Annotated in this window: 30 protein-coding genes and 1 pseudogene; 26 read left to right on the top strand and 5 right to left on the bottom strand. The window is 54.6% G+C overall.

The window, feature by feature from the left end:
* Positions 1–9 precede the first annotated feature (9 nt).
* Positions 10–1,260, top strand: a complete 1,251-nt coding sequence (locus NFS31_RS00705; protein WP_251490527.1) for a sodium/glutamate symporter — start codon at positions 10–12, stop codon at positions 1,258–1,260.
* A 139-nt stretch (positions 1,261–1,399) separates the two neighbouring features.
* Here NFS31_RS00705 and pepT read toward each other — a convergent pair whose 3' ends face one another.
* Positions 1,400–2,626: a peptidase T gene (gene pepT, locus NFS31_RS00700; RefSeq protein WP_251490525.1), complete on the bottom strand. Its 1,227-nt coding sequence runs from the start codon at positions 2,624–2,626 to the stop codon at positions 1,400–1,402.
* 291 nt (positions 2,627–2,917) lie between these two features.
* Here pepT and NFS31_RS00695 point away from each other — a divergent pair, with 291 nt between their 5' ends.
* The 3 genes from NFS31_RS00695 to NFS31_RS00685 all read left to right on the top strand — a co-directional run bounded on the left by NFS31_RS00695 (position 2,918) and on the right by NFS31_RS00685 (position 4,485).
* The gene (locus NFS31_RS00695; protein ID WP_331482400.1) at positions 2,918–3,280 is read left to right on the top strand and encodes an AAA family ATPase; all 363 of its coding nucleotides are present in this window, start codon (positions 2,918–2,920) and stop codon (positions 3,278–3,280) included.
* Positions 3,281–3,346: 66 nt separating this feature from the next.
* Complete coding sequence (locus tag NFS31_RS00690) at positions 3,347–3,487, top strand: hypothetical protein (RefSeq protein WP_251490522.1); 141 nt, start codon at positions 3,347–3,349, stop codon at positions 3,485–3,487.
* Positions 3,484–4,485 carry a LysR family transcriptional regulator gene (locus NFS31_RS00685; RefSeq protein ID WP_251490520.1) on the top strand — a complete coding sequence of 334 codons (1,002 nt, stop codon included), beginning with the start codon at positions 3,484–3,486 and terminating at the stop codon, positions 4,483–4,485. The genes NFS31_RS00690 and NFS31_RS00685 overlap by 4 nt, the downstream gene beginning before the upstream one ends.
* 65 nt (positions 4,486–4,550) lie before the next feature.
* Here the strand turns inward: NFS31_RS00685 and NFS31_RS28145 are convergent, their stop codons facing one another.
* Positions 4,551–4,724, bottom strand: coding sequence for a YitT family protein (locus NFS31_RS28145; protein ID WP_416389414.1), 174 nt, complete (start codon positions 4,722–4,724; stop codon positions 4,551–4,553).
* Between the two features lie 194 nt (positions 4,725–4,918).
* On the opposite strand from NFS31_RS28145, the pseudogene NFS31_RS28140 reads away from it, so the two are divergent.
* The 3 genes and pseudogenes from NFS31_RS28140 to NFS31_RS00675 all read left to right on the top strand — a co-directional run.
* A pseudogene (locus tag NFS31_RS28140) lies at positions 4,919–5,074 on the top strand (peptidase T); the annotation flags it as partial.
* A 60-nt stretch (positions 5,075–5,134) separates the two neighbouring features.
* The gene (locus tag NFS31_RS00680; protein ID WP_251490517.1) at positions 5,135–6,487 is read left to right on the top strand and encodes a M18 family aminopeptidase; all 1,353 of its coding nucleotides are present in this window, start codon (positions 5,135–5,137) and stop codon (positions 6,485–6,487) included.
* A 12-nt stretch (positions 6,488–6,499) separates the two neighbouring features.
* Positions 6,500–7,969, top strand: coding sequence for an APC family permease (locus NFS31_RS00675; protein WP_251490514.1), 1,470 nt, complete (start codon positions 6,500–6,502; stop codon positions 7,967–7,969).
* Positions 7,970–8,132: 163 nt separating this feature from the next.
* Here NFS31_RS00675 and NFS31_RS00670 read toward each other — a convergent pair whose 3' ends face one another.
* Positions 8,133–8,690: a Uma2 family endonuclease gene (locus NFS31_RS00670; RefSeq protein WP_251490511.1), complete on the bottom strand. Its 558-nt coding sequence runs from the start codon at positions 8,688–8,690 to the stop codon at positions 8,133–8,135.
* A 192-nt stretch (positions 8,691–8,882) separates the two neighbouring features.
* Between NFS31_RS00670 and ylxM the strand changes: the two genes are divergently transcribed.
* The 16 genes from ylxM to pgeF all read left to right on the top strand — a co-directional run bounded on the left by ylxM (position 8,883) and on the right by pgeF (position 21,943).
* Entirely contained in the window at positions 8,883–9,227 is a 345-nt protein-coding gene (gene ylxM, locus NFS31_RS00665) for a YlxM family DNA-binding protein (RefSeq protein WP_251490508.1), read from the top strand.
* 84 nt (positions 9,228–9,311) lie between these two features.
* Positions 9,312–10,673, top strand: a complete 1,362-nt coding sequence (gene ffh / locus NFS31_RS00660; RefSeq protein WP_251490505.1) for a signal recognition particle protein — start codon at positions 9,312–9,314, stop codon at positions 10,671–10,673.
* Positions 10,674–10,807: 134 nt separating this feature from the next.
* Positions 10,808–11,047, top strand: coding sequence for a 30S ribosomal protein S16 (gene rpsP / locus NFS31_RS00655; protein WP_160226559.1), 240 nt, complete (start codon positions 10,808–10,810; stop codon positions 11,045–11,047).
* 28 nt (positions 11,048–11,075) lie between these two features.
* The gene (locus NFS31_RS00650; RefSeq protein WP_160226562.1) at positions 11,076–11,303 is read left to right on the top strand and encodes a KH domain-containing protein; all 228 of its coding nucleotides are present in this window, start codon (positions 11,076–11,078) and stop codon (positions 11,301–11,303) included.
* A 66-nt stretch (positions 11,304–11,369) separates the two neighbouring features.
* The gene (rimM, locus tag NFS31_RS00645) at positions 11,370–11,882 is read left to right on the top strand and encodes a ribosome maturation factor RimM (protein WP_251490502.1); all 513 of its coding nucleotides are present in this window, start codon (positions 11,370–11,372) and stop codon (positions 11,880–11,882) included.
* Between the two features lie 31 nt (positions 11,883–11,913).
* Positions 11,914–12,663: a tRNA (guanosine(37)-N1)-methyltransferase TrmD gene (gene trmD / locus NFS31_RS00640; RefSeq protein ID WP_251490499.1), complete on the top strand. Its 750-nt coding sequence runs from the start codon at positions 11,914–11,916 to the stop codon at positions 12,661–12,663.
* Positions 12,664–12,675: 12 nt separating this feature from the next.
* Positions 12,676–12,816, top strand: coding sequence for a hypothetical protein (locus NFS31_RS00635; protein ID WP_251490496.1), 141 nt, complete (start codon positions 12,676–12,678; stop codon positions 12,814–12,816).
* Positions 12,817–12,828: 12 nt separating this feature from the next.
* Positions 12,829–14,910, top strand: a complete 2,082-nt coding sequence (locus NFS31_RS00630) for a GGDEF/HDGYP domain-containing response regulator (protein WP_251490493.1) — start codon at positions 12,829–12,831, stop codon at positions 14,908–14,910.
* A gap of 70 nt (positions 14,911–14,980) precedes the next feature.
* Complete coding sequence (locus NFS31_RS00625; RefSeq protein ID WP_251490491.1) at positions 14,981–15,349, top strand: Hpt domain-containing protein; 369 nt, start codon at positions 14,981–14,983, stop codon at positions 15,347–15,349.
* Positions 15,336–17,897, top strand: a complete 2,562-nt coding sequence (locus NFS31_RS00620) for a response regulator (protein WP_251490488.1) — start codon at positions 15,336–15,338, stop codon at positions 17,895–17,897. Before NFS31_RS00625 ends, NFS31_RS00620 begins: the two co-directional genes overlap by 14 nt.
* A gap of 126 nt (positions 17,898–18,023) precedes the next feature.
* Positions 18,024–18,371 carry a 50S ribosomal protein L19 gene (gene rplS, locus NFS31_RS00615; protein WP_160226571.1) on the top strand — a complete coding sequence of 116 codons (348 nt, stop codon included), beginning with the start codon at positions 18,024–18,026 and terminating at the stop codon, positions 18,369–18,371.
* A 71-nt stretch (positions 18,372–18,442) separates the two neighbouring features.
* Complete coding sequence (lepB, locus tag NFS31_RS00610) at positions 18,443–18,991, top strand: signal peptidase I (RefSeq protein WP_251490485.1); 549 nt, start codon at positions 18,443–18,445, stop codon at positions 18,989–18,991.
* 66 nt (positions 18,992–19,057) lie between these two features.
* Entirely contained in the window at positions 19,058–19,918 is an 861-nt protein-coding gene (gene ylqF, locus NFS31_RS00605; protein ID WP_251490481.1) for a ribosome biogenesis GTPase YlqF, read from the top strand.
* On the top strand, positions 19,915–20,565 hold the full coding sequence (locus tag NFS31_RS00600; protein WP_251490477.1) for a ribonuclease HII: 651 nt from the start codon (positions 19,915–19,917) through the stop codon (positions 20,563–20,565). The genes ylqF and NFS31_RS00600 overlap by 4 nt, the downstream gene beginning before the upstream one ends.
* Positions 20,562–20,948: a YraN family protein gene (locus NFS31_RS00595; RefSeq protein ID WP_275563864.1), complete on the top strand. Its 387-nt coding sequence runs from the start codon at positions 20,562–20,564 to the stop codon at positions 20,946–20,948. Before NFS31_RS00600 ends, NFS31_RS00595 begins: the two co-directional genes overlap by 4 nt.
* Positions 20,949–21,097: 149 nt before the next feature.
* Positions 21,098–21,943 (top strand): peptidoglycan editing factor PgeF, encoded by an 846-nt coding sequence (gene pgeF / locus NFS31_RS00590; protein ID WP_251490475.1) that lies wholly within the window; start codon positions 21,098–21,100, stop codon positions 21,941–21,943.
* Between the two features lie 163 nt (positions 21,944–22,106).
* On the opposite strand, the gene NFS31_RS00585 is transcribed toward pgeF, so the two are convergent.
* Entirely contained in the window at positions 22,107–22,310 is a 204-nt protein-coding gene (locus NFS31_RS00585; RefSeq protein WP_251490471.1) for an alpha/beta-type small acid-soluble spore protein, read from the bottom strand.
* Between the two features lie 278 nt (positions 22,311–22,588).
* Between NFS31_RS00585 and rsmD the strand changes: the two genes are divergently transcribed.
* From rsmD to NFS31_RS00570, 3 genes are all read left to right on the top strand, one after another.
* Positions 22,589–23,155, top strand: coding sequence for a 16S rRNA (guanine(966)-N(2))-methyltransferase RsmD (gene rsmD, locus NFS31_RS00580; RefSeq protein WP_251490468.1), 567 nt, complete (start codon positions 22,589–22,591; stop codon positions 23,153–23,155).
* The gene (gene coaD, locus NFS31_RS00575) at positions 23,152–23,640 is read left to right on the top strand and encodes a pantetheine-phosphate adenylyltransferase (RefSeq protein ID WP_251490466.1); all 489 of its coding nucleotides are present in this window, start codon (positions 23,152–23,154) and stop codon (positions 23,638–23,640) included. Before rsmD ends, coaD begins: the two co-directional genes overlap by 4 nt.
* Before the next feature lie 95 nt (positions 23,641–23,735).
* Positions 23,736–24,335, top strand: a complete 600-nt coding sequence (locus NFS31_RS00570) for an ATP synthase subunit B family protein (RefSeq protein ID WP_251490463.1) — start codon at positions 23,736–23,738, stop codon at positions 24,333–24,335.
* Positions 24,336–24,439: 104 nt separating this feature from the next.
* Here the strand turns inward: NFS31_RS00570 and NFS31_RS00565 are convergent, their stop codons facing one another.
* Positions 24,440–25,432 carry a nucleoside recognition domain-containing protein gene (locus tag NFS31_RS00565; RefSeq protein WP_251490461.1) on the bottom strand — a complete coding sequence of 331 codons (993 nt, stop codon included), beginning with the start codon at positions 25,430–25,432 and terminating at the stop codon, positions 24,440–24,442.
* Positions 25,433–25,455 lie beyond the last annotated feature (23 nt).

Here is a 25,455-nt window from a genome sequence, read left to right as displayed (position 1 = left end):
GGGGTATTTATGTCAGAAACGATCCTGCGCTATTTTGGTACGTTCACTCCCGCGGCTGACGGGGCGGCCGCGGCCTTTAAGTTTGAGTATCTCACGACGCTCGGCTTTGCAGCTATTGTAATCTTCCTTGGCCGTGCCATTGTGGCGCGCTCCGCGCTCCTGAGGAAGTACGCGATCCCGGCCCCGGTTGTATCCGGTATCATCTTTTCCGTGATCGTGGCCGTTATTAAAGGAGCCGGCATTGTCGCATTCAGCTTTGACGCGGCGATTGTAAAGGACTTATGCCAGAATCTGTTCTTCCTGTGCGTCGGCTTTGGGTTCAGCCTGAAAATGCTTAAAAATGCAGGAGGAAAGCTGTGCGCGATGATCGCGATCGCGGCCTGCCTGCTGATTACACTGCAGGATCTGATTGGCTGGCTTGTCGGCAGCCTGGTCGGGCTTCATCCGCTGCTGGCGCTGCAGTGTTCCTCAGCCGCCATGTCAGGCGGCGTGGGCACAGCTTCCGCATTCGGCCCGATTTTTGAGAGCATGGGAGCGCCGGACGCCACCACGATCGGCGTTGCGGCCGGTACAATGGGAAATATCATGGGCTCCCTGATCGGCGGCCCGGTGGCGGCTTTCCTGATTACCCGCCACGGTTTAAAATCCGACCCGAACGATAAGCCGGAGGCTGCAAAAACGGGATCTGCGCCGACGCTTGACAATGGCAGGATGATCTCCATGTTTGCCATGACGCTCCTGATCGCCGCGCTCGGGATGCCGATCTACTGTCTGCTGGACAATATTCCGATGATTGAAATGCCGAAATTTATCGGCTGCCTGTTTGCCGGAGCGATTGCCCGCAATGTGATGGAAGCATGCAGCATTAAATTCTATGTTCCTGAGGTTGACGCCATTGAGCATATGTTCCTGGAGCTTTACCTGGCCCTGGTACTGATGACCACAGATATCACAAAGCTGGCTCCGGTTGCCGGACAGATGGGACTGATCCTGCTGGCGCAGGCCATCCTCATGGCCCTGTTTGCCATCTTCATCTCCTACAACATGTTTGGGCGCGACTACGGCGCAGCCGTTATGGCAGCCGGAAACTGCGGATGGGGCTGCGGCTCCGGCCCGAATGCGGTTGCAAACGAAAAGGCTGTTATGGAGGAATACGGATGGCACAACATTGCCTGGGTGCTTTATCCATCCTTTGCCGTTATCATTGACGATATTTATAACCCGATCTTCCTTTCCATCTTCGGAAGCCTGATCGCATAGAAGGGTTCACGCATCCTGTCAGGCCCTTTGCGCGCAGCCGGGCGGTACGTTGGCAAAACGTACCGCCCGGCTGTTTTGCCGCTTTATTCCCGCCTGCGCATGGGGCTGCGAATGCTCTTCCAAAGCCTGCGCGCCCCGGTCAGAGGGGCTTTTTTGCGTAGGACCGGACAATCTCAATGAGGATCTGCGAGGCGGTTTCAATGGACTCGGCGGTGATGTGTTCCATCGGGCCGTGGTAGGCGTAGCCTCCGACGCCGAGGTTGGGGCAGGGGAGTCCCTTGAAGCTCAGCCTGGCGCCGTCGGTTCCGCCGCGGGAGGGGCATATTTTGGGGGTGAGGCCAACGGCCCTGACTGCGGCTGCCGCGTGCTCGATGAGGTGGGGGCAGGCTTCGATGATCGGCCGCATGTTGCGGTATTCTTCTTTAATGGTTATGCTTACGGTATGTTCGCCATAGCGCCCGTTCATCTGACGGCACAGTTCGGACAGCGTGTCGAGGCGTTTTTGGAACAGGATCGGATCGTGATCGCGGACGGCATAGACAAGGACTGCTTCCGCCACATTTCCATGGGAAGACAGGAGATGGTAAAAGCCCTCGCGCCCTTCGGTGTGGGACGGGGTTTCAAGCGGAGGCAGGAGCTGGTGGAGCTCCATTCCGATGAGCTGCGCGTTGACCAGCTTGTTCTTTGCCCGTCCGGTATGGAGATTTTTCCCGCGGATATGGATGGTGGCTTCTGATGCGTTGAAATTCTCATAGACGATTTCCCCGGGATCCCAGCCGTCCACCGTATAGGCGAACGCGGCCCCGAAGCGCTCCAGGTCGAAATGATCCGTGCCGCTTCCGATTTCTTCATCCGGTATGAAGGCCACGCTGAGGGCGCCGTGCGGGATCTGCGCGCCGATGATCCGCTCAAGCGCGGCCATGATCTCAGCAATGCCCGCCTTGTCATCCGCGCCCAAAAGGGTGGTTCCGTCCGTGGTGATCAGCGTATCCCCGCGAAGCCCTGGAAGATGCGGGTGTTCGGAAACCTTCAGGACGAGCCCCGATGAGCCGAGGGGTACGTCGCTGCCGTCGTAGTTTTCGATAATCTGAGGGGAAACGTCTTTTCCGGAAAAGTCCGGAAAGGTGTCGAGATGGGCGATAAAACCGATATGCGCCCGATCCTCATAGCCCGGCGAGGCGGGAAGATGCGCGTAGACAATGCCGTAGTTGTTGACCTGTGCGTCAAAAAGCCCCATCTGCTTTAACTCAAAGGCCAGCAAATGCGCCAGATCGAACTGGCGCAGGCTGCTGGGAACAGACGCGCTGCTTCGCTCGCTGGATGTCCAGATTTTGACATAATTAAGAAATCGTTTGTAAGCCTGCATATGTTTTATCTCCTATGTGCGATTCATTTAAGCCGTATAAGCCGGCTGGAGGTATGTGGCGGACGCCTGATGTTATTTTGTCACACAAAGGGGAGAAAGTCAAATTAATTTCCGTTTAGGAACTGTCACGAAATAACTTGTGCAAAGTGCGCAGAAGTTTTCGTGACAGTTCCTCAGGGCAGTGTGTTGACTTAATCACGGCGTTGTTTTATCATAGAAACACAGAAATTCTTTTATCGTAACAGCTCAGACAACCTGAACGGCTACCTTTTGTCACAGGGGGAAGAACGTATGGCAGGGACTGCGGGGAACGGAATTCAGAACTTCGAGAAAGTGGTGGCCAATCACTATTTCTACATTAACAAAACCCATTTCATAAAAGAATGGTGGGAAAGCGGCGATGACGTCACCCTGATCACGCGCCCCGGAAGGTTCGGAAAAACATTGAACTTAAATATGGTGGAGCGCTTTTTCTCCGTCAAATATAACGCGCAGGGCGGGATCTTTGAGGGGCTGTCTATATGGCAGGACGAAAAATACCGCAGCCTTCAGGGAACCTGTCCGGTGATAGCCTTAAGCTTTGCCGATATCAAAGAAACCACCGCGTTCGGCGCGAAAAAACGGATCTTGCCAGATCATAGAAGAACTGTATAACCAATACGATTTCTTACCGGACCGCCGCTGTCTGAATGAAAAGGAAAATGATTTGTACTGGGGCTGATGGCGGAATTAGCGGACCGGTACGTGATCACATCGAACCGGGAAAGCGGTTTTGGCAGATATGACGTCGTACTAAAGCCGGGAAACCGTGAAAAGGCCGCCGGAAGCAGGAGAAAAATCAAAAAGGCAGGAAGAAAATGATATTTAACGGAAAGGAATACGTTTACGAGATCTACCGGGAAAGAAGCTTCTCCACAGCGGCCCAGAAGCTGTATGTCACGCAGCCGGCCCTGAGCAACAAGATTAAACGGATTGAGGACGAGATCGGTTCCCCTATTTTTGACAGGAGCACATCCCCGATCCGGCTCACGGAGGTGGGGAGGGCCTATATTGAGACCGTGGAGCAGATGATCCGTCTGGAGGAGAATTTCGCCAATTTTCTGTCAGATACGCAGAATCTGAAAAAGGGAAGCCTGTCAATCGGAAGCGGGGCCATGTTTTCCTCCTACGTTCTGCCGCCGCTGCTCGCGGAATATAAGGCGGCGTTTCCCTATGTGGAGGTGAGCGTGCAGGAGGGAGGCGTCAATTCCCTGCAGAAACGCCTGCTGGAAGGGGCGATCGATCTGCTCATTGAAAATGAGGAGCTTCCGTTGGTGAATTTTGAGAGGCAGCGCTATCGCACGGAGTATATGATTCTGGCGGTTCCGGGAAAATGGGAGTTAAACGGCCGTCTTCTGGCGTGGCAGCAGAGCCTGGATAATATCGTGACTGGGCGCTTCCTGGCCCCGCAGTACCCGAACGTGCCCCTGGATCAGTTCGCGGAACTTCCGTTTGTGCTGCTGTCGCCGGAGAACCGGACATATCAGAAGGCGCTGGCTGTGTGCGGGCACTATGGCTTTGTGCCCCGGGCGATCCTGACTTTAAACCAGCAGCTCACGGCCTATAACATGACATGCGCCGGGGTGGGGGCTTCCTTTGTGAGCGATACGCTCGTCAGGAGCGCGAGGCCGCACCCGGATGTCATCTACTACAAGCTGGATATGGAATTTGCCAGAAGGGATATCTTTTTTTATTTTAAGAAAAAGCGCTATATTCCGAAATGCATGGAGGAATTTTTTAAGCTTGTGGAGGAAAAGAGCCGCGCCGTTCCCGGGGCGGAATATCCTCTGAACGGATTGGACGGATCCATATCCCGGTAAAACGCGGCGCGCAGCTTTTGGAGTCTTAAAGCCGTCCGAACGGCTGCAGCCCTGATTTTTGCTCTCTATTCCAGAAGGAAGCCCTTTCCGACCACCTCGCTGGAGTTGGTTATGATGAGAAAAGCTTCCGGTTCGCAGGAGCGGACAAAGTTTCTCAAAAGCACGGCCTGGGTCCGTTCTACGGCAGTCAGAATGATATAGCGCTTTTCGCGTGTGTAGCTCCCCTGCGCCTGGTAGATGGTTATTATACGAAACAGGGGACAGAAAGGCCAATTCCATTTGTGTGATAAGTTCTATAATCTTCCTAAACCTTCATGCCCGCACATTTGGCGCCACCATAAATGATCTGCCATCACAAAAACATGATAACTCCTATCATCGTATTAGAATTAGACTATGACATTTGCTAAATAGTATAATAATCTCAGCAAAAGGTACGGATGGCGTGCGTTTAAGCCATATGCATCTCCCATGCCCGAACCTTTCCACAGGAGGCCATAATTTCCACGGTGTCTATGAGTACATACCGGTTGAGTCCATGGAAAAAATGGCAAAGATGCTGGTTGGGCTGGCGTGCGGCTTTGTATGACGGTACAGAACTATTTTCAGCCAATAAATAATGAAACATTTAAAGAAAGGAAGAAAAAAGATGAAATTTGAAGAGATTTCCCGCGACATGATGCAGTTTATCGAAAAAAGCCCGAGCTGCTATCACGTGATCGAGAATCTGCGCGCCCTGTTCCGTGAAGCAGGCTATCAGGAGCTTCTGGAGCATGAGCGCTGGAGGCTTGAGCCGGGAGGAAGGTATGTGACGACGAGAAACGGCTCCTCCCTGATCGCTTTTTCCGTACCGCAGGGCTGCTACCGGGGCTATATGATTGCCGCGGCACACAGCGATTCCCCGACATTTAAGCTGAAGGAAACGCATGAGATGGAGGTAAAGGGAAAATATGTGAGCCTGAATGTGGAAAAATACGGGGGCATGATCCTCTCGCCATGGCTCGACCGGCCGCTTTCCGTGGCGGGCCGGGTGACTGTGGAGCGGGAGGGGCGTCTGGAGAGCCGGCTGGTGGATATCGGCCGCGACCTGGCCCTGATTCCCAATTTGGCGATTCACATGAACCGCTCGGTCAACGACGGGGCTGCGTTAAACCCGCAGAAAGATATGCTCCCGCTGCTGCGCATGGCCGGCGGGGAGCATACTATGATGGGGCTGGCCGCGGAGGCGGCGGGCGTGGAGGAAGCGGATATTTTAAGCAGCGATCTCTTCCTCTATAACCGCATGCCGGGCACGGTCTGGGGGGCGGACAGGGAATTTATCTCCTCCCCGCGCCTGGATGATCTCCAGTGCGTCTATGCAGCCGCAAAGGGGCTTTTGGAGGCGGAAAATGAGACGCATATCGCCATGTGCGCTGTGTTTGACAATGAGGAGGTCGGGAGCGGCACGAAGCAGGGAGCGGGTTCTACGTTTCTGGAGGATGTGATGAAGCGCATAAACGGCGCGTTCGGCCGGGACTTAGAGGATTACCGGATCGATGTGGCCAACAGCTTCATGGCGTCAGCCGACAACGGACATGCCCTGCACCCGAATTATCCGGAAAAAGCGGATGAGGGCAACCGCCCTTTCCTGAACGGGGGAGTCGTGATCAAATACAGCGCGAACCAGAAATATACCACGGACAGCGTTTCCTCCGCGATCTTTAAGGCAGTCTGCAAAAAGGCCGGCGTCCCCTTCCAGGTATTTGCCAACCGTTCGGATATCCTGGGCGGTTCCACGCTGGGAAATATTTCAAATGCGCATGTTTCCCTGAACACGGTGGATATCGGACTGGCGCAGCTCGCCATGCATTCGCCGTATGAGACGGGAGGCGTTCAGGATACGGCGCAGCTCTTAAAGGCCCTGCGCGTCTTTTTCTCAAGCGGGATATTCTGCGGGGAGAACGGCGCATACCGGCTTTCGGGCGGGGAAATTCATGTGCATGAAACAGAGGAAAAAGAATAGGAGATAGGGAACATGAACGATAATAAGGGGAAGAATATTCAGTGGTATATGCTGGCTGTGATGGCGTTTTCCACCGTGTGGGGCTTTGGGAATATCATAAACGGCTTTGTGTATTTCAACGGTATGCAGGTGATTTTCAGCTGGATTATGATGTTTGGCCTGTATTTTATCCCGTATACGCTGATGGTGGGAGAGCTTGGCTCGACCTTCCGGCATTCCGGCGGGGGCGTCAGCTCCTGGATTCACGGGACGATCGGCGCGAAATGCGCTTACTATGCGGGCTGGACGTACTGGGCCTGCCATGTGACGTACATTGCGAGCAAGGGAAGCGGCGCGCTTAAAGCCCTTAGCTGGCTCATTTTCCAGAACGGTTCGACGTATGACACGCTGCCGACCACCTGGATACAGCTCGCCACGCTGGGCGTGTTCCTGTTCTTCTGCTGGGTGGCCAGCCGGGGCCTAAACCCCTTAAAGAAGCTGGCGACCATTGCCGGCACGAGCATTTTCATCATGTCGCTTCTCTACATCCTGCTGATGTTCGCGGCGCCGGCGCTCAATCCGGGAGCCAGCTATGTGAAGGCGGATGTGAGCCTTCAGACCATGATCCCGCAGTTTAACGTGGGATATTTTACATCGCTGTCCATCCTTGTGTTCGCCGTGGGCGGCTGTGAAAAGATTTCACCCTATGTAAACAAGATGAAGGATCCGGCGAAGGGCTTTCCCAAGGGCATGATCGCCCTGGCGGTGATGGTTATGACCTGCGCGTTCCTGGGAACCATGGCCATGAGCCGCATGTTTGATCCGGCTGTGATCAATGAGAGCAGGGAGAGCTTTAATTCCTATGTGTCAAACGGGGGCTACTGGGCCTTCCAGAGGCTTGGGGAATACTATCATGTGGGAAACCTGTTCATGATGATCTATGCGGCCTGCAACACGATTTCCCAGTGCTCGACCCTGGTGCTCAGCATTGACGCCCCGCTGCGCATGCTTCTGGACAATGAAGAGGCGAGGCAGTTTATTCCCTCCGGGCTTCTGAAAAAGAATAAGAACGGGGCCTACAGCAACGGGATTAAGATGGTTGTGATCCTGTCAGGCAGCATTATCCTGATCCAGTCCTTTGTGCCCGGGGCCGCGGCCGTGCTGGCGCAGCTCCAGAAGCTGAATTCCGTGACCATGCCCCTGCGCTATCTCTGGGTGTTTGCCGCTTACATTGCCCTCAGGAAGGCGGCGGATCGGTTTAAGCCCGAGTACCGGTTTACAAAGCATCAGTGGTTTGCGTACCTGGCCGGCGGGTGGTGTTTTGCGGTGACGGCGGCCTGCTGCATACTGGGAATGTATGTGGAGGGCGATATGGCGTCCACCGCGCTGAATATCGTGACGCCGTTTGTACTGACCGCGCTGGGGCTGATTCTTCCGGAGATTCGCAAGAGGGAGAGGAAGAGCGAAAATGCTGTTCACAGCAACCAAAAGGATCAACCGTAAACAGGCTGCTTTCAGGCAGTTCCGGCAGGGATTTGAGACAATGCTGTGACAAATTCAGAAGGAAACAGGATTTTAAAGAGTAAGGAAAGAGAAGGGAAGGCATCCAATATCATAGCCGGTATTGGATGCTTAACTGTATCCGGCGGGGTTGAAGAGAGGCTGATTATAAGCCCAGAGCCTTGAAATCAATCCACAAATCGTCATAGATATAAACCTTTATTTTATCCTGGAAGGTGTAAGAATCGGCCTTAAAGCTCGTTTCCTCCAGATGATAAACAAAGATTTTCGTACTAAGGGGATCTACAATCCAGTATTCCCTCACCCCGGCGTCCATGTAAAGGTTCAGCTTACGCACATAGTCATGGCTGGAATTGCCGGGGGAAATAACCTCAACAATCCAGTCAGGCGCCCCGGTACACCCCCGGTCTGTCAGCTTACCGGGGTCACAGATCACACTGATATCCGGCTCCACCACGTTTTTATCGTTTTCTGGAAACAGCCTGACAGAAAAGGGCGCCGGGCAGACCTCGCAGGGGCCGCCTTTGGAACGAAGATAATTGAAAATCGTGTTATTTACAGCATTTAATATTTTTTGGTGTATCCTGCTGGGGGCTGCCATGTAATAGATTTGGCCGTCAATCAATTCGGCATGAACATTTTCCGGCAGATTATAATAGTCCTCTTCTGTGTAACTGTTTGCGCGGGCGAATGCTTCTGACATCGTACTTCTCCGGATGGTATTTACTCGCTATCCTGATGGCATTATAATATAAAATCAGGTTAGTGATCAATCCTTTAAGGGAGTAAAAAATAAAAATATCGTAATAAAAGGATTAAATCCAAACAAAAGTTTGTAAAGAAAAAACACTTGACACTGCCCCGATCTTGTAGTATGCTATCCCAGGTGATAGAAATGGAACGAATTGTAGAACAGGGATTTTTATATGATTTCTACGGCGTACTTTTAACCGCGCATCAGCGGGAGATTTACGAGGACGTCGTGTTCCACGATTTTTCTGTCAGCGAGATCGCCAGGGAGCAGGGGATCAGCCGGCAGGGCGTCCATGACATGATTAAGCGCTGCGACCGGATTCTTAAGGATTACGAGGAAAAGCTGAAGCTGGTGGAGAAGTTCATGAAGACCAGGCGGATGGTGGAGGAGATCCACGGCCTGACAAAGGAGTTTAAAAAAAGTCAGGATCAAAATCTGATCAGACAGATCGAACAGATTTCCGATGATATCCTGAATCTGGGATAGATATCTGCATTTCAGAGTCCTCTGGGGGCATACGGCGGGAGATGGTTCCGGAAGGCGTTCCGGCAGTGATACGGGAGGTTTTGAATGGCTTTTGAGAGCTTAGCGGACAAATTACAGAACGTATTTAAAAATCTGACGGGAAAAGGGCGTCTGACGGAGAGCGATGTGAAGGCGGGGCTTAAGGAAGTGAAGATGGCGCTTCTGGAGGCGGACGTCAGCTTTAAGGTGGTAAAGCAGTTCATCAACTCCGTACAGGAGAAGGCGGTCGGCCAGGATGTCTTAAACGGTTTGAACCCGGGGCAGATGGTGGTGAAGATCGTCAACGATGGGCTGGTGGATCTGATGGGCTCGGAGCGGACGGAGATCGCCTTAAAGCCGGGCAATGAGATCACGGTCATCCTGATGGCCGGGCTTCAGGGCGCGGGTAAGACGACGACCACGGCAAAGATCGCGGGAAAGCTCAAGTCACAGGGCAGGAACCCTCTTCTGGCAGCCTGTGACGTGTACCGCCCGGCGGCGGTGGAGCAGCTCCAGAAGAACGGCCAGAAACAGGGCGTGCCGGTATTTTCCATGGGAACAGGCCACAAGCCGGTGAATATCGCCAGGGCGGCGGTGGAGCACGCGGCCAAAAACGGGCACAATGTCGTGATCCTCGACACAGCGGGGCGTCTTCATATCGATGAGGATATGATGAACGAGCTGGTTGAGATCAAGGAACATACAGACGTGTTCCAGACGATTCTGGTAGTCGATGCCATGACCGGGCAGGACGCGGTCAATGTGGCCAGCGCCTTTGAGGAAAAGATCGGAATCGACGGCGTGATCCTGACAAAGCTGGACGGAGACACGAGGGGCGGCGCGGCCCTGTCTGTCAAGGCAGTCACCGGAAAGCCGATCCTGTATGTGGGCATGGGCGAAAAGCTCTCGGATCTGGAGCCGTTTTATCCGGATCGGATGGCGTCGAGGATTTTGGGCATGGGCGATATCCTGTCCATCATCGACAAGGCCGCGGCAGTGATCGACGAGGAGCAGGCCAAAGCGCTCGGCCAGAAGCTTAAAAAGGCGGAATTTGACTACAACGATTTCCTGGAGCAGATGAACCAGATCAAGAAGATGGGCGGCATGGCCAGCATCTTAAGCATGATGCCCGGCATGAACCAGATAAAGGATCTGGATCTGGACGGCAATGAAAAGGCCATGGGCCGTGTGGAGGCCATTATCCTGTCCATGACGGCGCAGGAGCGGAGAGATCCGGATCTGATGAACCCGTCGCGCAAGAAGCGCATTGCGAAAGGGGCCGGCGTCGATATCGCGGAGGTCAACCGCCTGGTCAAGCAGTTCGGGGAGATGAAAAAGATGATGAAGCAGCTTCCCGGCATGATGGGAGGCGGAAAGCGCAGAGGGGGCCTGGGCGGCATGTTTGGAAAGATGAAGCTGCCGTTTTAGGCGCGGGACAGTTAGTTAGTATGATGCGGTTTGTATGATTTACGGAACGCTCCGGCCTGCCGGAGGGCGGACGGGAGCAGAGGTACAGCCTGCATTATCTATATAGAAAGAACACTTAAGGGAGGTGAATGAAGATGGTAAAGATGAGACTGAAAAGAATGGGCCAGAAGAAGGCGCCTTTCTATAGAATTGTTGTTGCAGATTCCAGATCCCCGAGAGACGGAAGATTCATCGAGCAGGTTGGCTACTATGATCCGAATACGGATCCGAGCACGATCAAGTTCGACGAGGAGGCTGCAAAGAAGTGGTTAGCAACAGGTGCTCAGCCAACCGAGACCGTCGGTAAGCTTTTAAAAATCGCCGGTATCCAGTAAACCAGCTCAGCCTGTGAGGTAAATGGTTATGAAAGAATTAGTTGAGATTATCGCGAAAGCGCTGGTTGAGAACCCAACTGAAGTTACTGTGACGGAAACGGTGAAGGATGACGAGATTGTGCTGGAGCTGAAGGTCGCGCCTTCCGATATGGGCAAGGTGATCGGCAAGCAGGGCAGGATTGCAAAGGCGATCCGCTCTGTCGTGAAAGCGGCGGCTTCCAGGGACAATAAAAAAGTAATTGTTGAGATTCAGTAACAAAAAAGCCGTTGATCCGTGAGGATGACGGCTTTTTTCTGCGCAAAGGCGCATGAGGAGGAAGAGATGGAGGAGTTTCTGCGTGTGGGAGTGATCACATCTACCCACGGGCTTCGGGGAGAGGTAAAGGTATTTCCCACAACGGATGATGTGAAACGTTTTAAGAGCCTTAAGAGGGCTGTGATCGATACAGGGGCGGGGCTTCTTCCGGTGGAGATAAGCCAGGTTCGTTTCTTTAAAAACCTGGCGATCCTGAAATTTAAGGATCTGGACTCGATTAACGATGTGGAGCCGTACCGGAAGCGGGATCTTCTGGTGAAACGCGAGGACGCGGTTCCTCTGGGGCCGGACGAGCATTTTATAGCGGATCTGATCGGGCTTTCGGTGGTAACGGACGCCGGGGAGGAATTCGGGACGGTGCGGGATATCCTGCAGACCGGGGCAAATGATGTGTATGTCATTGACGGCAGGGATGGAAAGGAATATCTGTTCCCATCGATCAGAGAGTGCATCCTGGATGTGAATCTGGAACAGGGCCAGGTGACGGTCCACATCATGGACGGGCTTCTGGATCTGTGACGTATACGAACGTACCGTGGAGAGAACATACATGCATTTTCATATTCTTACCCTGTTTCCGGAGATGGTGACAGGGACTTTAAATACAAGCATTACGGGCCGCGCGATGGAGAAGGGGCTGATCCGGGTGGATGCGGTCAATATCCGGGATTATTCTAAAGATAAGCATCATCATGTGGACGACGCCCCGTACGGAGGGGGAGCCGGGATGGTGATGCAGCCGGGGCCTGTGTTTGACGCCTATGAGGCCCTGGCCGCCCGCCTGGGGAAGCGTCCCAGGGTTCTCTACATGACGCCCCAGGGGCGTGTGTTTAACCAGGACATTGCCAGGGAGCTTGCGCAGGAGGAGGATCTGGTCTTCCTGTGCGGCCATTATGAGGGCATTGATGAGCGCGTGCTGGAGATGATTGTCACGGATCATATCTCTATCGGCGATTACGTGCTTACCGGGGGCGAACTGCCGGCCATGGTGATGATTGACTGCATCAGCCGTCTGATCCCCGGGGTGCTGAACAACGACGTTTCCGCCGAGTTTGAGTCGTTTCACGACAATCTTCTGGAGTACCCGCAGTATACGCGGCCGGAATCGTTTATGGGCAGGCGCGTGCCGGAGGTGCTGCTGTCCGGACACCACAAAAATATCGGGCAGTGGAGGCGTCAGAAGGCGATAGAGAGGACGCTTAAGGAGCGGCCGGATTTGCTTGAACAGGCGTCCCTGACGCCAGAGGAGCAGGCGTTTTTGGAGGAGCTCAAGAAAAGCGCGGAGTTGACAAACGGATAGCCGGGATATATAATGAAGAAGAATTTTGTTCTTGCAAAATGCTATGCCTGCCGCGGGCCGCTTATCGCAGAATATGTGTTAAAGCCTGTCCCGCAGCGTGGTAAATCCTGCCTCCGGCCGGGCTTAATCAGGCTGATTGATATCAATAATTAAGGAAGGATACTCATGAGAAACAAGCAGAAAATTTTGATCGCAGACGACTCAGAGATGAACCGCGCTATCTTAACAGAAATGCTGGACGCAGAGTATGAGATTATTGAGGCAGAGGATGGGACAGAGGCCGTAGCGGCGCTGCAGAAGTACGGGACCGAGCTTTCTCTGGTCCTCCTTGACATTGTTATGCCGAAGATGGACGGTTTTGGCGTTCTTATGGTTATGGATCAGCACCATTGGATTGATGATATTCCGGTTATTATGATCTCAGCGGAAAATTCGTCTTTTCAGATTGAAAGGGCATATGATCTGGGAGTTACGGATTTTATTAACAGGCCCTTTGACGCGCGTGTGGTCCACCGCAGGGTGGTCAACACGCTTCTTCTGTATACCAAGCAGAAGCGCCTGATCGATCTTGTAACGGAACAGATCTATGAAAAAGAGAAGCAGAGCAGCCTGATGGTGGATATCCTGAGCCACATCGTTGAATTCCGGAACGGGGAGAGCGGCCTGCATGTGCTGCATATCCGTGTGCTGACCGAGCTGTTTTTGAAGCAGCTTGTCACGATGACGGATCAGTATCCTCTCACCCAGACGGATATTTCGATGATCAGCACAGCGTCTGCGCTCCATGATATCGGAAAAATCTCCATATCCGGGAAGATTCTGAATAAACCCGGGAGGCTGACAGAGGAAGAGTTTGCCATTATGAAGACGCACTCCGCGATCGGCGCGGACATCCTGCGGCAGCTCCCCTTCCATCAGAACTCACCGCACGTGAAGACGGCGTATGAAATCTGCCGCTGGCATCATGAGCGATACGACGGCCGGGGGTATCCGGACGGCTTAAAGGGGGATGAGATCCCGATCTCGGCGCAGATCGTGGCCTTGGCGGACGTCTATGACGCGCTTACCAGCGAGAGAGTATATAAAAAGGCGATCCCGCACGAGGAGGCGGTCAGGATGATCCTGGACGGCCAGTGCGGCGTGTTTAACCCGCTCCTGCTCGAATGTCTGACAGCGGTTTCGGAAAGCCTTCCGGAGGAGCTTAAGCAGGACACGGCCAGGATGGATCCCGAAGGGGTAAAGGAGCTCACGGAGGAGCTTCTGCGCCGCCATGAGATCACATCCTCGGAGCGCACGCTCCAGCTTCTGGAGCATGAGCGTATGAAATACAGCTTTTTCGCCTCTCTTTCAGAGGAGATTCAGTTTGAATATACGGAGGTTCCGTCCATGCTCAGCCTCTCCTCGTGGGGAGCGGAGCGGCTTGGGCTTCCGGAGATGATCATGGATCCCATGCATGACGATCAGGTATGCTCGATCGCGGATATGGAGAGTATCGGAAGGCTCAGCAAGCTTCTGCGCGCCACGACGCCGGAGCAGCCGAACGTGCAGTATGAGTGCAAGCTGTCCGTGGGAGGGATTGAGCGGTGGGCGCGCTTTATCTGCAGGGCGATCTGGTCGTCCGATATGCCGCCGAAGTATATGGGCGCGTTTGGCAAGACGGTTGATATCCACGAAGAACGCCTGCGGATTGAACATCTGGAGCATGAGGTGGCTCATGACACGCTGACAGGGCTTTTGAACCACAAGCATGCGAGAAAGCGGATTGTCTCTCAGATGAAGGACGATCCGGGCGCGAAATTTGCCCTGGCGGTTCTTGACCTGGATGATTTTAAATCTGCAAATGATACATACGGCCATATGTTTGGCGATGAGGTGCTCAAACATTCGGCCAATCAGTTAAAGAGCAGTGTGCGGGGCAATGATATAGTGGCCCGCATCGGCGGCGACGAATTCCTGATTTTCTTAAAGTACGAGAAGAACCTGGAGGCGATCATGGATCGGATCTTCCATTCACTGCTTGGAACGTATAAGGCATTTCCGATCTCGTTCAGCATGGGCGTTGCGCAGACGGAGATCGCCGGGACGGACTATCCGGGCCTGTTCCAGGCGGCGGATCACGCGCTTTACACCGTGAAACGCAGCGGTTCAGGGCGTTATTGCTTTTATGATACATCGATGCAGGAGGGAAATGTCACCTTTTCCATGATCGATAAGGTATATGAAGAGGACGGCAGGGACGACGGGTGACACTTGGATAACACAGGAATGAAGGCCGCCGGGTATGGGGACGGTTACAGAAAACAGGAGGGAAAGCGATATGATGAGCCTGGAAGAATGCTATGACGCGCTTGGAGGAAACTATAAGGCGGTGCTTGGCCGCTTAAGCAGCGAGCGGATTGTCAAAAAATTTGTACTGAAATTTTTGAATGATCAGAGCTACGTCCTGCTGGAGCAGTCCATGCAGGATAAAAATTATGAGGAAGCCTTCAGGGCGGCGCATACGATCAAGGGAGTGTGCCAGAATCTGAGCTTTGACAGGCTCGGCGATTCCAGCAGCCGCCTGGCGGAGGCGCTGCGGTCCGGGTGGACGCCGGAGGCGGACGCTCTTGTGGACGAGGTAAAGCGGGATTACCAGGAAACCGCAGATGCGATCCGGGCGTTCCAGACAGAAAATGGGGAGAGTTAAGGTGCGGAACAGAATATCGCGTTTTTTGGTGAGCAGCGCAGCCTTGGTTACGATTCTCTGCGCAGCGGTCTTTTCCTTCCTGGCGTTTTTTATGAACAAGAGGAGTCTGGAAACCATCCGTGAGATCGGCAATATCTATATGTCGGGCATGAGCGAACAGATTTCCCGCCACTTTGGGACAACGATGATTCTGCGGCTGTCACAGATCGAGGCGCTGCTCGACAGCTTACCTCCGGAACGCCAGGGAGGAGAAGAGCTTCGGGAATCGCTCACGTACAATGCAAAGGCCAGGGGCTTTGAATACCTTGCGTTCTATTCGGAAGACGGGCAGTTTGAGATGATTTACGGCGCCCCGGTCCATGTGACGGATCCGAAGCCGTTTCTGGACTCCTTAAACAGGGGAGAAAAGAAGGTTGCCGTCGGGACAGACGCACAGGGCAACAATATCGTCCTGCTGGGCGTTTCATCGACGTATGAGATGTCCGGCGGGCTAAAGTGCACGGCTCTGGTGGCGGGTCTTCCGGTGGAATATATCAGCACTACCCTGTCCCTGGATGTCAATGATTCCCTGGTCTATTCGCATATCATCCGAAAGGACGGCAGCTTCGTCATCCGCAGTGCGGACGCGAGCCGTGATACGTATTTTGAGCGCATCCTGGAGACAAGCTATACGTATGACGGAGTGACGCCCGAGATGACGATCGAAAAACTGGAGGCCGCCATGGAGGCGGGGGAAAGTTATTCGGGGATTGTGCAGACAGATGAGGGAAGACAGCATATTTACAGCATCCATCTGCCGTATTCGGAGTGGAATCTTCTGACCGTTATGCCGTATGGAGCGCTGGATCAGTCTGTCAACAGGCTGGGAAGGCAGTGGTCGGTGATGGCGCTGGGAGGCTGTATTCTGATTGTAGCGGTTCTGATTCTTGTGTTCGCCAAATATTTAAAGCTGGCGCGCCAGCAGATGATCGCGCTTGACGAGGCGAGAAAGGAAGCCGTTCAGGCAGCCAGGGCCAAGAGTGAATTTCTGTCCAATATGAGCCATGACATCCGGACGCCGATGAACGCGATTGTCGGAATGACGGCGATTGCCACAGCAAATATCAACAACCAGCAGCAGGTTCAGAACTGCCTGCGCAAGATCACCCTCTCCAGCAAGCATCTTCTGGGACTTATCAACGACGTGCTGGATATGTCCAAGATTGAGAGCGGGAAGATGACGCTCAATGTGGATCAGATCTCTCTCCGCGAGGTCATGGACAGTATCGTCAATATCGTCCAGCCTCAGATACGCAGCAAGAATCAGCAGTTCGACGTGGTGATTCACGATATTACCGCGGAAAATGTATACTGTGACAGCGTGCGCCTGAATCAGGTGCTCTTAAACCTGCTCTCCAACGCGATCAAATTCACGCCGGAGAAAGGACGGATTCTGATTTCCATGTACGAGGAGCCGTCCGAGATCAGCCAGGATCACGTGCAGATCCATATACGTGTAAAGGACAGCGGGATCGGGATGACGCCGGAGTTCAAGGCGCGTATCTTTGAGTCCTTTGTGCGCGAGGACAACGCCCGCGTCCGCAGGACAGAAGGCAGCGGCCTGGGCATGACGATCACAAAATATATTGTGGACACAATGGGCGGCACGATCGATGTGGAGAGCGAACCCGGCAAAGGCAGCGAGTTCCATATCGCGCTGGATCTGGAGATCGCGGATATCCAGGAGGCGGACATGCTCCTGCCGGACTGGAGGATGCTTGTGGTTGACGACGACAGAGAGCTGTGCGAGAGCACCGTGTCAGCGCTGAAATCCATTGGAATCACGGCTGACTGGACGCTGTCCGGCGAGGCGGCGGTGCGCATGGTCGATGAGCGCTATCAGAGAAATGACAGCTATCACATCATTCTTCTGGACTGGAAGCTGCCGGGCATGGACGGGATCGAGACGGCGCGCAGGATCCGGGAGCGCCTGGGAGAGAATGTGCCGATTCTGCTGATTTCCGCCTACGACTGGGGCGAGATTGAGGAGCAGGCAAGGGGCGCGGGCGTCAGCGGCTTTATTTCCAAGCCCCTGTTCAAGTCTACCCTGTTCCACGGCCTTAAAAAGTATGCTGATATGGACACCGTTCCGGCGGAGAAGGAAAGCGAGCGAAGCATTGATTTTACCGGGCGCAGGATCCTTCTGGCTGAGGACAATGAGCTGAACTGGGAGGTGGCGGAGGAGCTCTTAAAGGAGCTTGGCCTGGAGCTTTTCTGGGCGCAGAACGGCCGGATCTGCCTGGATATGTTTCTGGACTCCCAGGAGGGCTATTACGATGCGATCCTGATGGATCTGCGGATGCCGGAGATGAATGGTTATGAAGCCACGGAGGCGATCCGGGCGCTGCCGCGGGCCGATGCGGGACTTCCGATCATCGCCATGACAGCGGACGCGTTTTCGGATGACATCCGGAAGTGCCTGGAATGCGGGATGGATGCGCATGTGGCGAAGCCGATTGATATCCGGGAACTGTCGCATTTGCTGGAGAAATATATTGGTCAGCCATAAATATGCAGCGGGACTTGCAATTACCGGATTTTTGTGGTAAACTATTACCCTGTGAAATAAAGAGATGCTCCGCTGTTGCCGGGGCGGCATTAAGAGCGTCAAAGATTTTAAAGGAGGTTCACTGAGATGAACGAGATTATCAGGAAGATTGAGACAGAGCAGTTAAAGGAGAGCGTGCCGTCCTTCAACGTGGGAGATACGGTGAGAGTTTCCGCGAAGATCAAAGAGGGAAACCGTGAGAGAATCCAGGTGTTTGAGGGCACTGTGATCAAGAGGCAGAACGGGGGCTTAAGAGAGACCTTTACCGTGCGGAAGAATTCCAACGGCGTGGGCGTTGAGAAGACATGGCCGCTGCATTCCCCGTCGGTTGTGGATGTTCAGGTTGTGAGACGGGGCAAGGTAAGAAGAGCGAAGCTGTACTACTTAAGAGACAGGGTCGGCAAGGCTGCCAAGGTAAAAGAGCTTGTAAAATAAGAGGTATAAAGCGCAGGGGGACAATGAAAATTGTCCCTTTTATCTTCGTATAAAAAGGGCGGGGAGCTTAGATGTATCAGGAAGAGAAGAGCAGCCGTGTGAGGCTGGTTGTGAACTGGATTGTGGATGTGATTGTGGTGCTCTCCATTGCCTGGTTCGTGGTGTTCGCCATGGGACGGCAGCTCGTCGTGTCAGGGCAGTCCATGGAACCGGAGCTTTCCCAGGGGGAAGTGGTTCTGATGAACCGGATTATCTACCATCTGAGGAAGCCGGAGCGCTTTGACATTGTGGCTTTTGAAAAGGACGGGGAAAAGGGGAAGTATTATATTAAGCGGATCATCGGTATGCCGGGGGAGACAATCCAGATAAGGGACGGCGTTGTCTATGTCAATGATCAGATCCTGGAGGCGGAGGACGGGCTTAGGAGGGCGGCCCTGGCGGGCCTGGCCGAGCATCCGGTCACGCTGGGGGAGGATGAATATTTCCTTCTGGGCGACAACCGCGAGAGCAGCGAGGACAGCCGCTTTGTGAATGTGGGCAATGTGAAGGCGGAGCAGATAGGGGGCATTGTGTGGTTTCGGATCCGCCCGCTGAGCCGTTTTGGCCGGCTGGGCTTTTAGGATGTGTCTGAGACATATGTTTTGCAGGATGTGAATGCCGCTTTTTTGCGGGTTAGGAGGTTGACGGTGAATATACAGTGGTATCCCGGCCATATGACAAAGGCCAGGCGGGCGATGAAGGAGGACATGAAGCTCATTGATCTGGTGATCGAGCTGGTGGACGCCAGGGTTCCGCTTGGAAGCCGGAATCCGGATATTGATGAGCTGGCCAGGGGGAAAAGCCGCCTGGTCCTTTTGAATAAAGCGGATCTGGCGGACGAGCGCTGGAACAGGGCCTGGGCGGCGTATTTTAAAGAGCAGGGCATACACGCCCTGGAGATCAATGCCCGGAGCGGAATGGGATTGAAGCAGATTTCGCCGCTGGTGCAGGAAGCCTGCCTGGAAAAGCTCGAGCGCGATAAGCGGCGCGGGATTCTGAACCGGCCGATCCGGGCCATGGTGGCCGGGATCCCCAATGTGGGCAAGTCTACTTTTATCAATTCCTTTGCGGGAAAGGCTTGTACAAAGACGGGGAATAAGCCGGGCGTGACCAGAGGGAACCAGTGGATCCGCCTCAACCGGACGCTGGAGCTTCTCGATACGCCGGGGATCCTCTGGCCGAAATTTGAGGATCAGAGCGTGGGGCTCAGGCTGGCCTTTATCGGCACGGTCAATGATGAGATTATTGACCGGGAGGAGCTGGCCGCGGAGCTGATCCGTTTCTTAAAGGAGCATTATGAGGAGGTGCTTGGCGGGCGTTACGGGGAAGAGGCCGGGGCGGAGGCCGATCCGTACCGGGCGCTGGCGCGCATTGCAGAGGCGCGTTCCTGCCGCTTAAAGGGCAATGAGCCTGACACAAAGCGGGCCGCGAACCTGTTTCTGGATGAATTCCGGGGCGGGAAGCTGGGACGGATCACGCTGGAATTTCCGGGAGGAGTAAACAGATGAGGACATGGAAGGGGGAGGCGCTTTTAAAGGAACTGGCCCGCCTGGAGACGATGAAGGAATATGAGCGGCTTTACGCGGACGACGCCTGTATCTGCGGGATCGACGAGGCCGGCCGCGGGCCTCTGGCCGGTCCGGTCGTGGCCGCGGCCGTTGTTCTCCCTAAGGAGTGCGGGATCCTTGGTTTAAACGATTCCAAGAAGCTTTCACCCGCGCGGCGCGAGGCGCTTTATAAGGAGATCCGGGAAAAGGCGGTTTCCTTCGGCGTGGGGGTCGTAAGCCCGGGGGTGATTGACGAGATCAATATCCTTCAGGCCACCTATGAGGCCATGCGGCAGGCGGTTTCCGCGCTCACGGTAAGCCCGGACCGGTTTTTAAATGACGCGGTTGTGATTCCTGGGATCGAGGCGGAGCGGCAGGTGAGTATCGTGAAAGGGGACGCGAAGAGCGTTTCCATAGCGGCCGCCAGTATTTTGGCCAAGGTAGAGCGGGATCATATGATGGAGGCGTATGACGGGCTCTATCCGCAGTACGGCTTTGCCAGGCACAAGGGCTATGGGACAAAGGCCCATATGGAGGCGATCCGCGCCTTTGGCATGTGCCCTATCCACCGGCGCACGTTTCTTAAAAAAATGGGTGTCAAGGCGTGAGGAGGAAAGCGGAGGATGAGAACCCCCGGGAGGCGGGAAGCCGGTATGAGCGGGAGGCGGCCGCCCGTTTAAGCCGCATGGGATACCGCATCCTGGAGGAAAATTTCCGCTGCCGCCAGGGGGAGATTGACCTGATTGCCATGGAGGGGAATGTCCTTGTTTTCATTGAGGTGAAGTACAGGAGCTCCTTGAGAAGCGGCGATCCGGCGGAGGCGGTTGACGGGAAGAAGAGGGCGCGGATCATCCGCTGCGCTGAATATTTTATGATGAAGCGCGGTTTTGGCGGGGATACGCCGTGCCGTTTTGACGTGGCGGCGTTTCTGCGGGATGAGGCGGGCGGGGAGATCCGCTTCCGGCTGATCCGGGACGCGTTCTGGACGTAAGGGATGGAGGCGGCCGGCGGTTCAGACCGATCATAACCGTTCCCGGCAATCCGGACGGTTGCGGCAGAGCTGCGCATACGTTTTGCCGGCCGCGCGAAAATGTGGGCGGCGGCTGGCGTCTGCGCGGCAGGGAGGAGAGGACAAAAAGGATGGATGTGAGACGCAAGGGCGGCGCGCCGGTTCTGGAGGTAAAGAAGGAAAACGGCGTGACCTTTTTATCGTTCCCGCTCCTGGAGCGGACGGGGCTTGTAAAGCACGCGTTTTCCACACGGCTGGGAGGCGTGAGCCAGGGCGATTTTGCGACGATGAATTTTTCGTTTACAAGGGGCGACGACCGGGAGGCGGTGCTGGAAAATTACAGCCGCATGGCAGGGGCGCTCGGCGTCTGCCGGGAGCGCATGGTCCTGACATGGCAGACCCACACGACGAACGTGCGGCGCGTATATGCCGGGGACGCCGGAAAGGGCATTGTGCGGGAGCGGGATTACCGGGATGTGGACGGATTGATCACGGATATTCCGGGAATGACGCTGGTGACATTTTTTGCGGACTGCGTTCCCCTGTATTTTCTGGATCCGGTGCATAAGGCGATCGGGCTGTCGCATTCCGGGTGGCGCGGGACCGTGAAGCGCATGGGAGCCGTGACGCTTTCTGAGATGGAGCGCGCGTTCGGTACGCGGCCAAATGAGGTCCTGGCCTGCGTCGGGCCGAGCATCTGTAAGGACTGCTATGAGGTGGGAGACGATGTGGCGGGGGAATTTGAGGCGGCTTTCTCTGCCGCCGCCTGTGCGCGGATGCTGACGCCGAAGAAAAATAAGAAATTTTTTCTGGATCTGTGGGAGGCGAACCGGACCGTCCTTCTGGAGGCCGGCGTGAGGGAGGATCATCTGTCCGTGACGGATATCTGTACATACTGCAATCCCGGGCTTTTATTTTCCCACCGCAGGAGCGCGGAAAGAAGAGGAAATCTCTGCGCGTTTTTATCGCTTATATAACGAAACAACTCAGGCGGCGGGTAAGAAGATCCCCTGTCTGAAGTGTGAACGGTTGAAAATGTTAAAAGAAAACGGAGTCAGGCGCGCGTAGGCAGACCTGGCTCCGTTTCCGATCCTGAAAGGAATCGTTCAATTGATGAAATCGTTTCGGGCAGAGCGGGCTTTATTTACCTGCCATCTGCTTTTCCTGGGCTTCGATCATCTTCTTAACCATATAACCGCCCACAGACCCGTTCTGCGCAGAGGTTAAGTTGCCGTTATAGCCGTTGGACAGCGGTACGCCGAGCTCGCTGGCTACCTCCATCTTGAACTTGTTCATGGCTTCCTTTGCCTCCGGTACGTTTGTTTTGTTGTTTGTTGTAGACATAATAAACGCCTCCTTTTCATCTGTTTTGCCCATGTGATTGTGTGTGTGTTTCATGGGCTGTTCTTTATGCTACATTCCTAGTATGGCGCTGAGAAGAAATAATACACTAGAAGCTTTTGGTAACCAAATGATGCGTTTGAATACAGATTTGTTTTGGGAACGCGTAAGAATTTTTAGCTTGTATCTCGTGCGATTACATACTATAATAGATAAAATGCAATTGTTCAGAGATATACGGACGATTACGATAAAATAAAAAATAACGGGGGGCGTGATCGATGCGGGTGATAGCGGGAAGCGCCAGACGGCTTCGGTTAAAGACCATTGACGGGATGGAGACAAGACCCACGACGGATCGGATAAAAGAGACGCTTTTTAATATGATACACGATGATCTGTACGGCTGCGCGTTTTTGGATCTGTTTGCCGGAAGCGGCGGGATTGGGATTGAGGCGCTCAGCCGCGGGGCAAAGTCCGCTGTTTTTGTGGAAAAGGATAAGAGGGCGGCCTCATGCATCCGCGAAAACCTCGCCGCGACCCGCCTGGCGGACCGGGCTCTGGTGATGTGCTGCGACGCGGCGGCGGCGCTTTCGCGCCTGGAGGAACGGGGGCAGGCGTTTGATTTTGTTTTCATGGATCCGCCGTACGGGCGCGGGCTGGAATGCGGGGCGCTTTCTTACCTTGCGCATTCGGCCCTGGCGGACGGAAATACGAGGATCATCGTGGAGACGTCGATCGGGACGGATACCAATTATCTTGCCAAATTGGGCTTTACCCTTGCGAGGGAAAAGATATATAAAACTAACAGGCACTTATTTATTACCAAAGGAGAAGCAATGAAATGAAGACAGCAATTTACCCGGGCAGCTTTGATCCGGTGACGCTCGGTCATTATGATATTATTGAACGTTCTTCCCAGATTTTTGACAGGGTGATCGTCGGGGTTTTGAAGAATCATGCAAAATCTCCGTTGTTTTCTGCCTCGGAACGTGTTAAGATGTTAGAGGACGTGACAGCGGGGCTGCCGAATGTGGAGGCGCGGTCCTTTAACGGCCTTTTGATTGATTTTGTCCGTCAGAACAAAGCGAGCGTCATTGTGCGGGGGCTCCGCGCGATCACGGATTTTGAGTATGAGCTGCAGTTGGCGCAGATGAACCGGGTGATTGCGCCTGAAATTGATACATTATTTTTAACGACAAATCTGAAGTATGCATATTTAAGCTCCAGCACGGTGAAGGAGGTCGCCAGGTACGGCGGCGATATTTCGGCCTTCCTGGATCCGGGCGTCGCGAAGCTGGTGGCCGCGAAATATGCGTCTGTTTCCCGGTAAACAGGCGGTAGGTTAGAATGTACTCTCAGAGTCTCCCCGCACCTGCCTTGCGGCTGATTTTCCGAGAGCACATTAGAGAGGTAAGGAGAGATGCTATGAGCAGGATTGAACAAATTATCAATGAGATTGAAGAATATATTGATAGCTGTAAATTCCAGGCATTGTCAAACTCCAAGATCCTTGTCAATAAGGAGGAGCTGGAGGAGCTTTTGGTGGAGCTGCGCCTGCGGGTTCCTGAGGAGATCAAGAAGTACCAGAAGATCATCAGCAATCAGGACGCGATTTTGAGGGAAGCGCGCACCCAGGCGGACGCGATGGTGGCAGAGGCGACGGCCCAGACGAATGAGCTGGTGAATGAGCATGAGATCATGCAGCGGGCCTACGCGGAGGCGAACAGCATTATCGAGCAGGCGCAGGCGCAGGCGCAGGCCATTGTGGACGGCGCGGTGACAGAGGCGAACAATATCCGCCAGGGCTCGGTGCAGTATACGGATGAGATGCTGGGAAGCCTGCAGACCATTATCAAGCATTCCATGGACGGGGCGCAGGGGCGCTTTGAAGCGTTCATGAGTTCCATGCAGTCCAGCTTTGACATCGTTTCCTCTAACCGGAACGAGCTGGCCGGAAGCGTGATCCGGGAGCCGGAGACAGAGGCCGCCGCGCCCTACATGGGCGGGGAAGCGCCGATGGAGTAGGCGCCCGGCCTGCGGCCAGGATCCAGCCGTACAAGCTTAAGCGGCTGCGCGGGAACAGGGAGGAATTATAACTGTTCAGGCAGCCTGAACAGTTATGGGAAATTTCAGGCAGCCCGGGCGGTTATGATAAGAAGAATGGCCGCGGCGAGGGCGGCGTGGAGCAGTTTCCAGAGTACATAATGCCGGATAGAAAGTCCGGCATTTTTTATAACCGTGTTTGTCTGGGAAACGCCGGACAGCCCTCCGAAGGCGGCGCAGGCGAGCATGGCGGCGCAGGCGGCCCGTCCGCTTAGGGAAGCCGGCCCGGACATGGAGCGGGCGATGGCGTCTATGCCGGTCGTCATCTCCACAATGCCTGACAGGAACGGCTTTATCCGGGCCGGGATGCGGCCGGAGGAGGAGATGAAGGCGGCCAGGATGGAGTAGATCATGAGGAAGCCGCCGATCTTCACCATGATTTCCAGCGCGTTCATCAAAACCTCGTCAAACGGCGCGGGGGCCGGGGCGGGGCGGCGTACCCGGGCGTGGTTTTGCCCAGTCCGGCCGGCTCCTGCGTTTTTCCCGCCCCCGCGCTTTGCAGCCCATTTGACGGGCCGGTTCTGAAGACGGCAGAGCCCCCCGGCTGTAAGGAGAAGAAAAGGGAGCGGGAGATAGAGGGCAAGGGCCGCTTTCCAGAGCGGGATCTCCGGCGCCAGGCGGGGGGCGATATACCCGGCCAGAAACATGGGGCTGGGCCATCCGGCCGCGGCGAGCAGGATACGCCCCTCTTCATTCCGTATGAATCCGCCGCGCAGGAAGTCGGCTGTGGTCTTGGCTCCCATGGGATAGCCGCACAGGAGGCCGGCGATCAGGGCATAGCTCCCCTCCGGAGAGAGGCCGAAACACCTTAAGAGGGGGGCAAAGGGCTTCACGAGCAGCGGGACGCCGCCCCAGGCGACCAGGAGGCTGGAGCAGAGCATAAAGGGCAAAAGCGTGGGCAGTACGACACTCCACCACAGAAGCAGCCCGTTTTTTGCGCCCGTGAAAGAGAGGGCCGGGTGCGTTAAGAGAAGGATCAGGGTCAGGATCGGCAGGATGGGAAGGATGGATTTTTTCATAGCGTTCCGAATAGAATGATTTA

The sequence above is a fragment of the Otoolea muris genome (assembly GCF_943193115.1).
GTDB lineage: Bacteria > Bacillota > Clostridia > Lachnospirales > Lachnospiraceae > Otoolea > Otoolea muris.
Note: the sequence above shows the minus strand (reverse complement) of the source record. Positions and strands in the feature narration are given on the sequence as shown.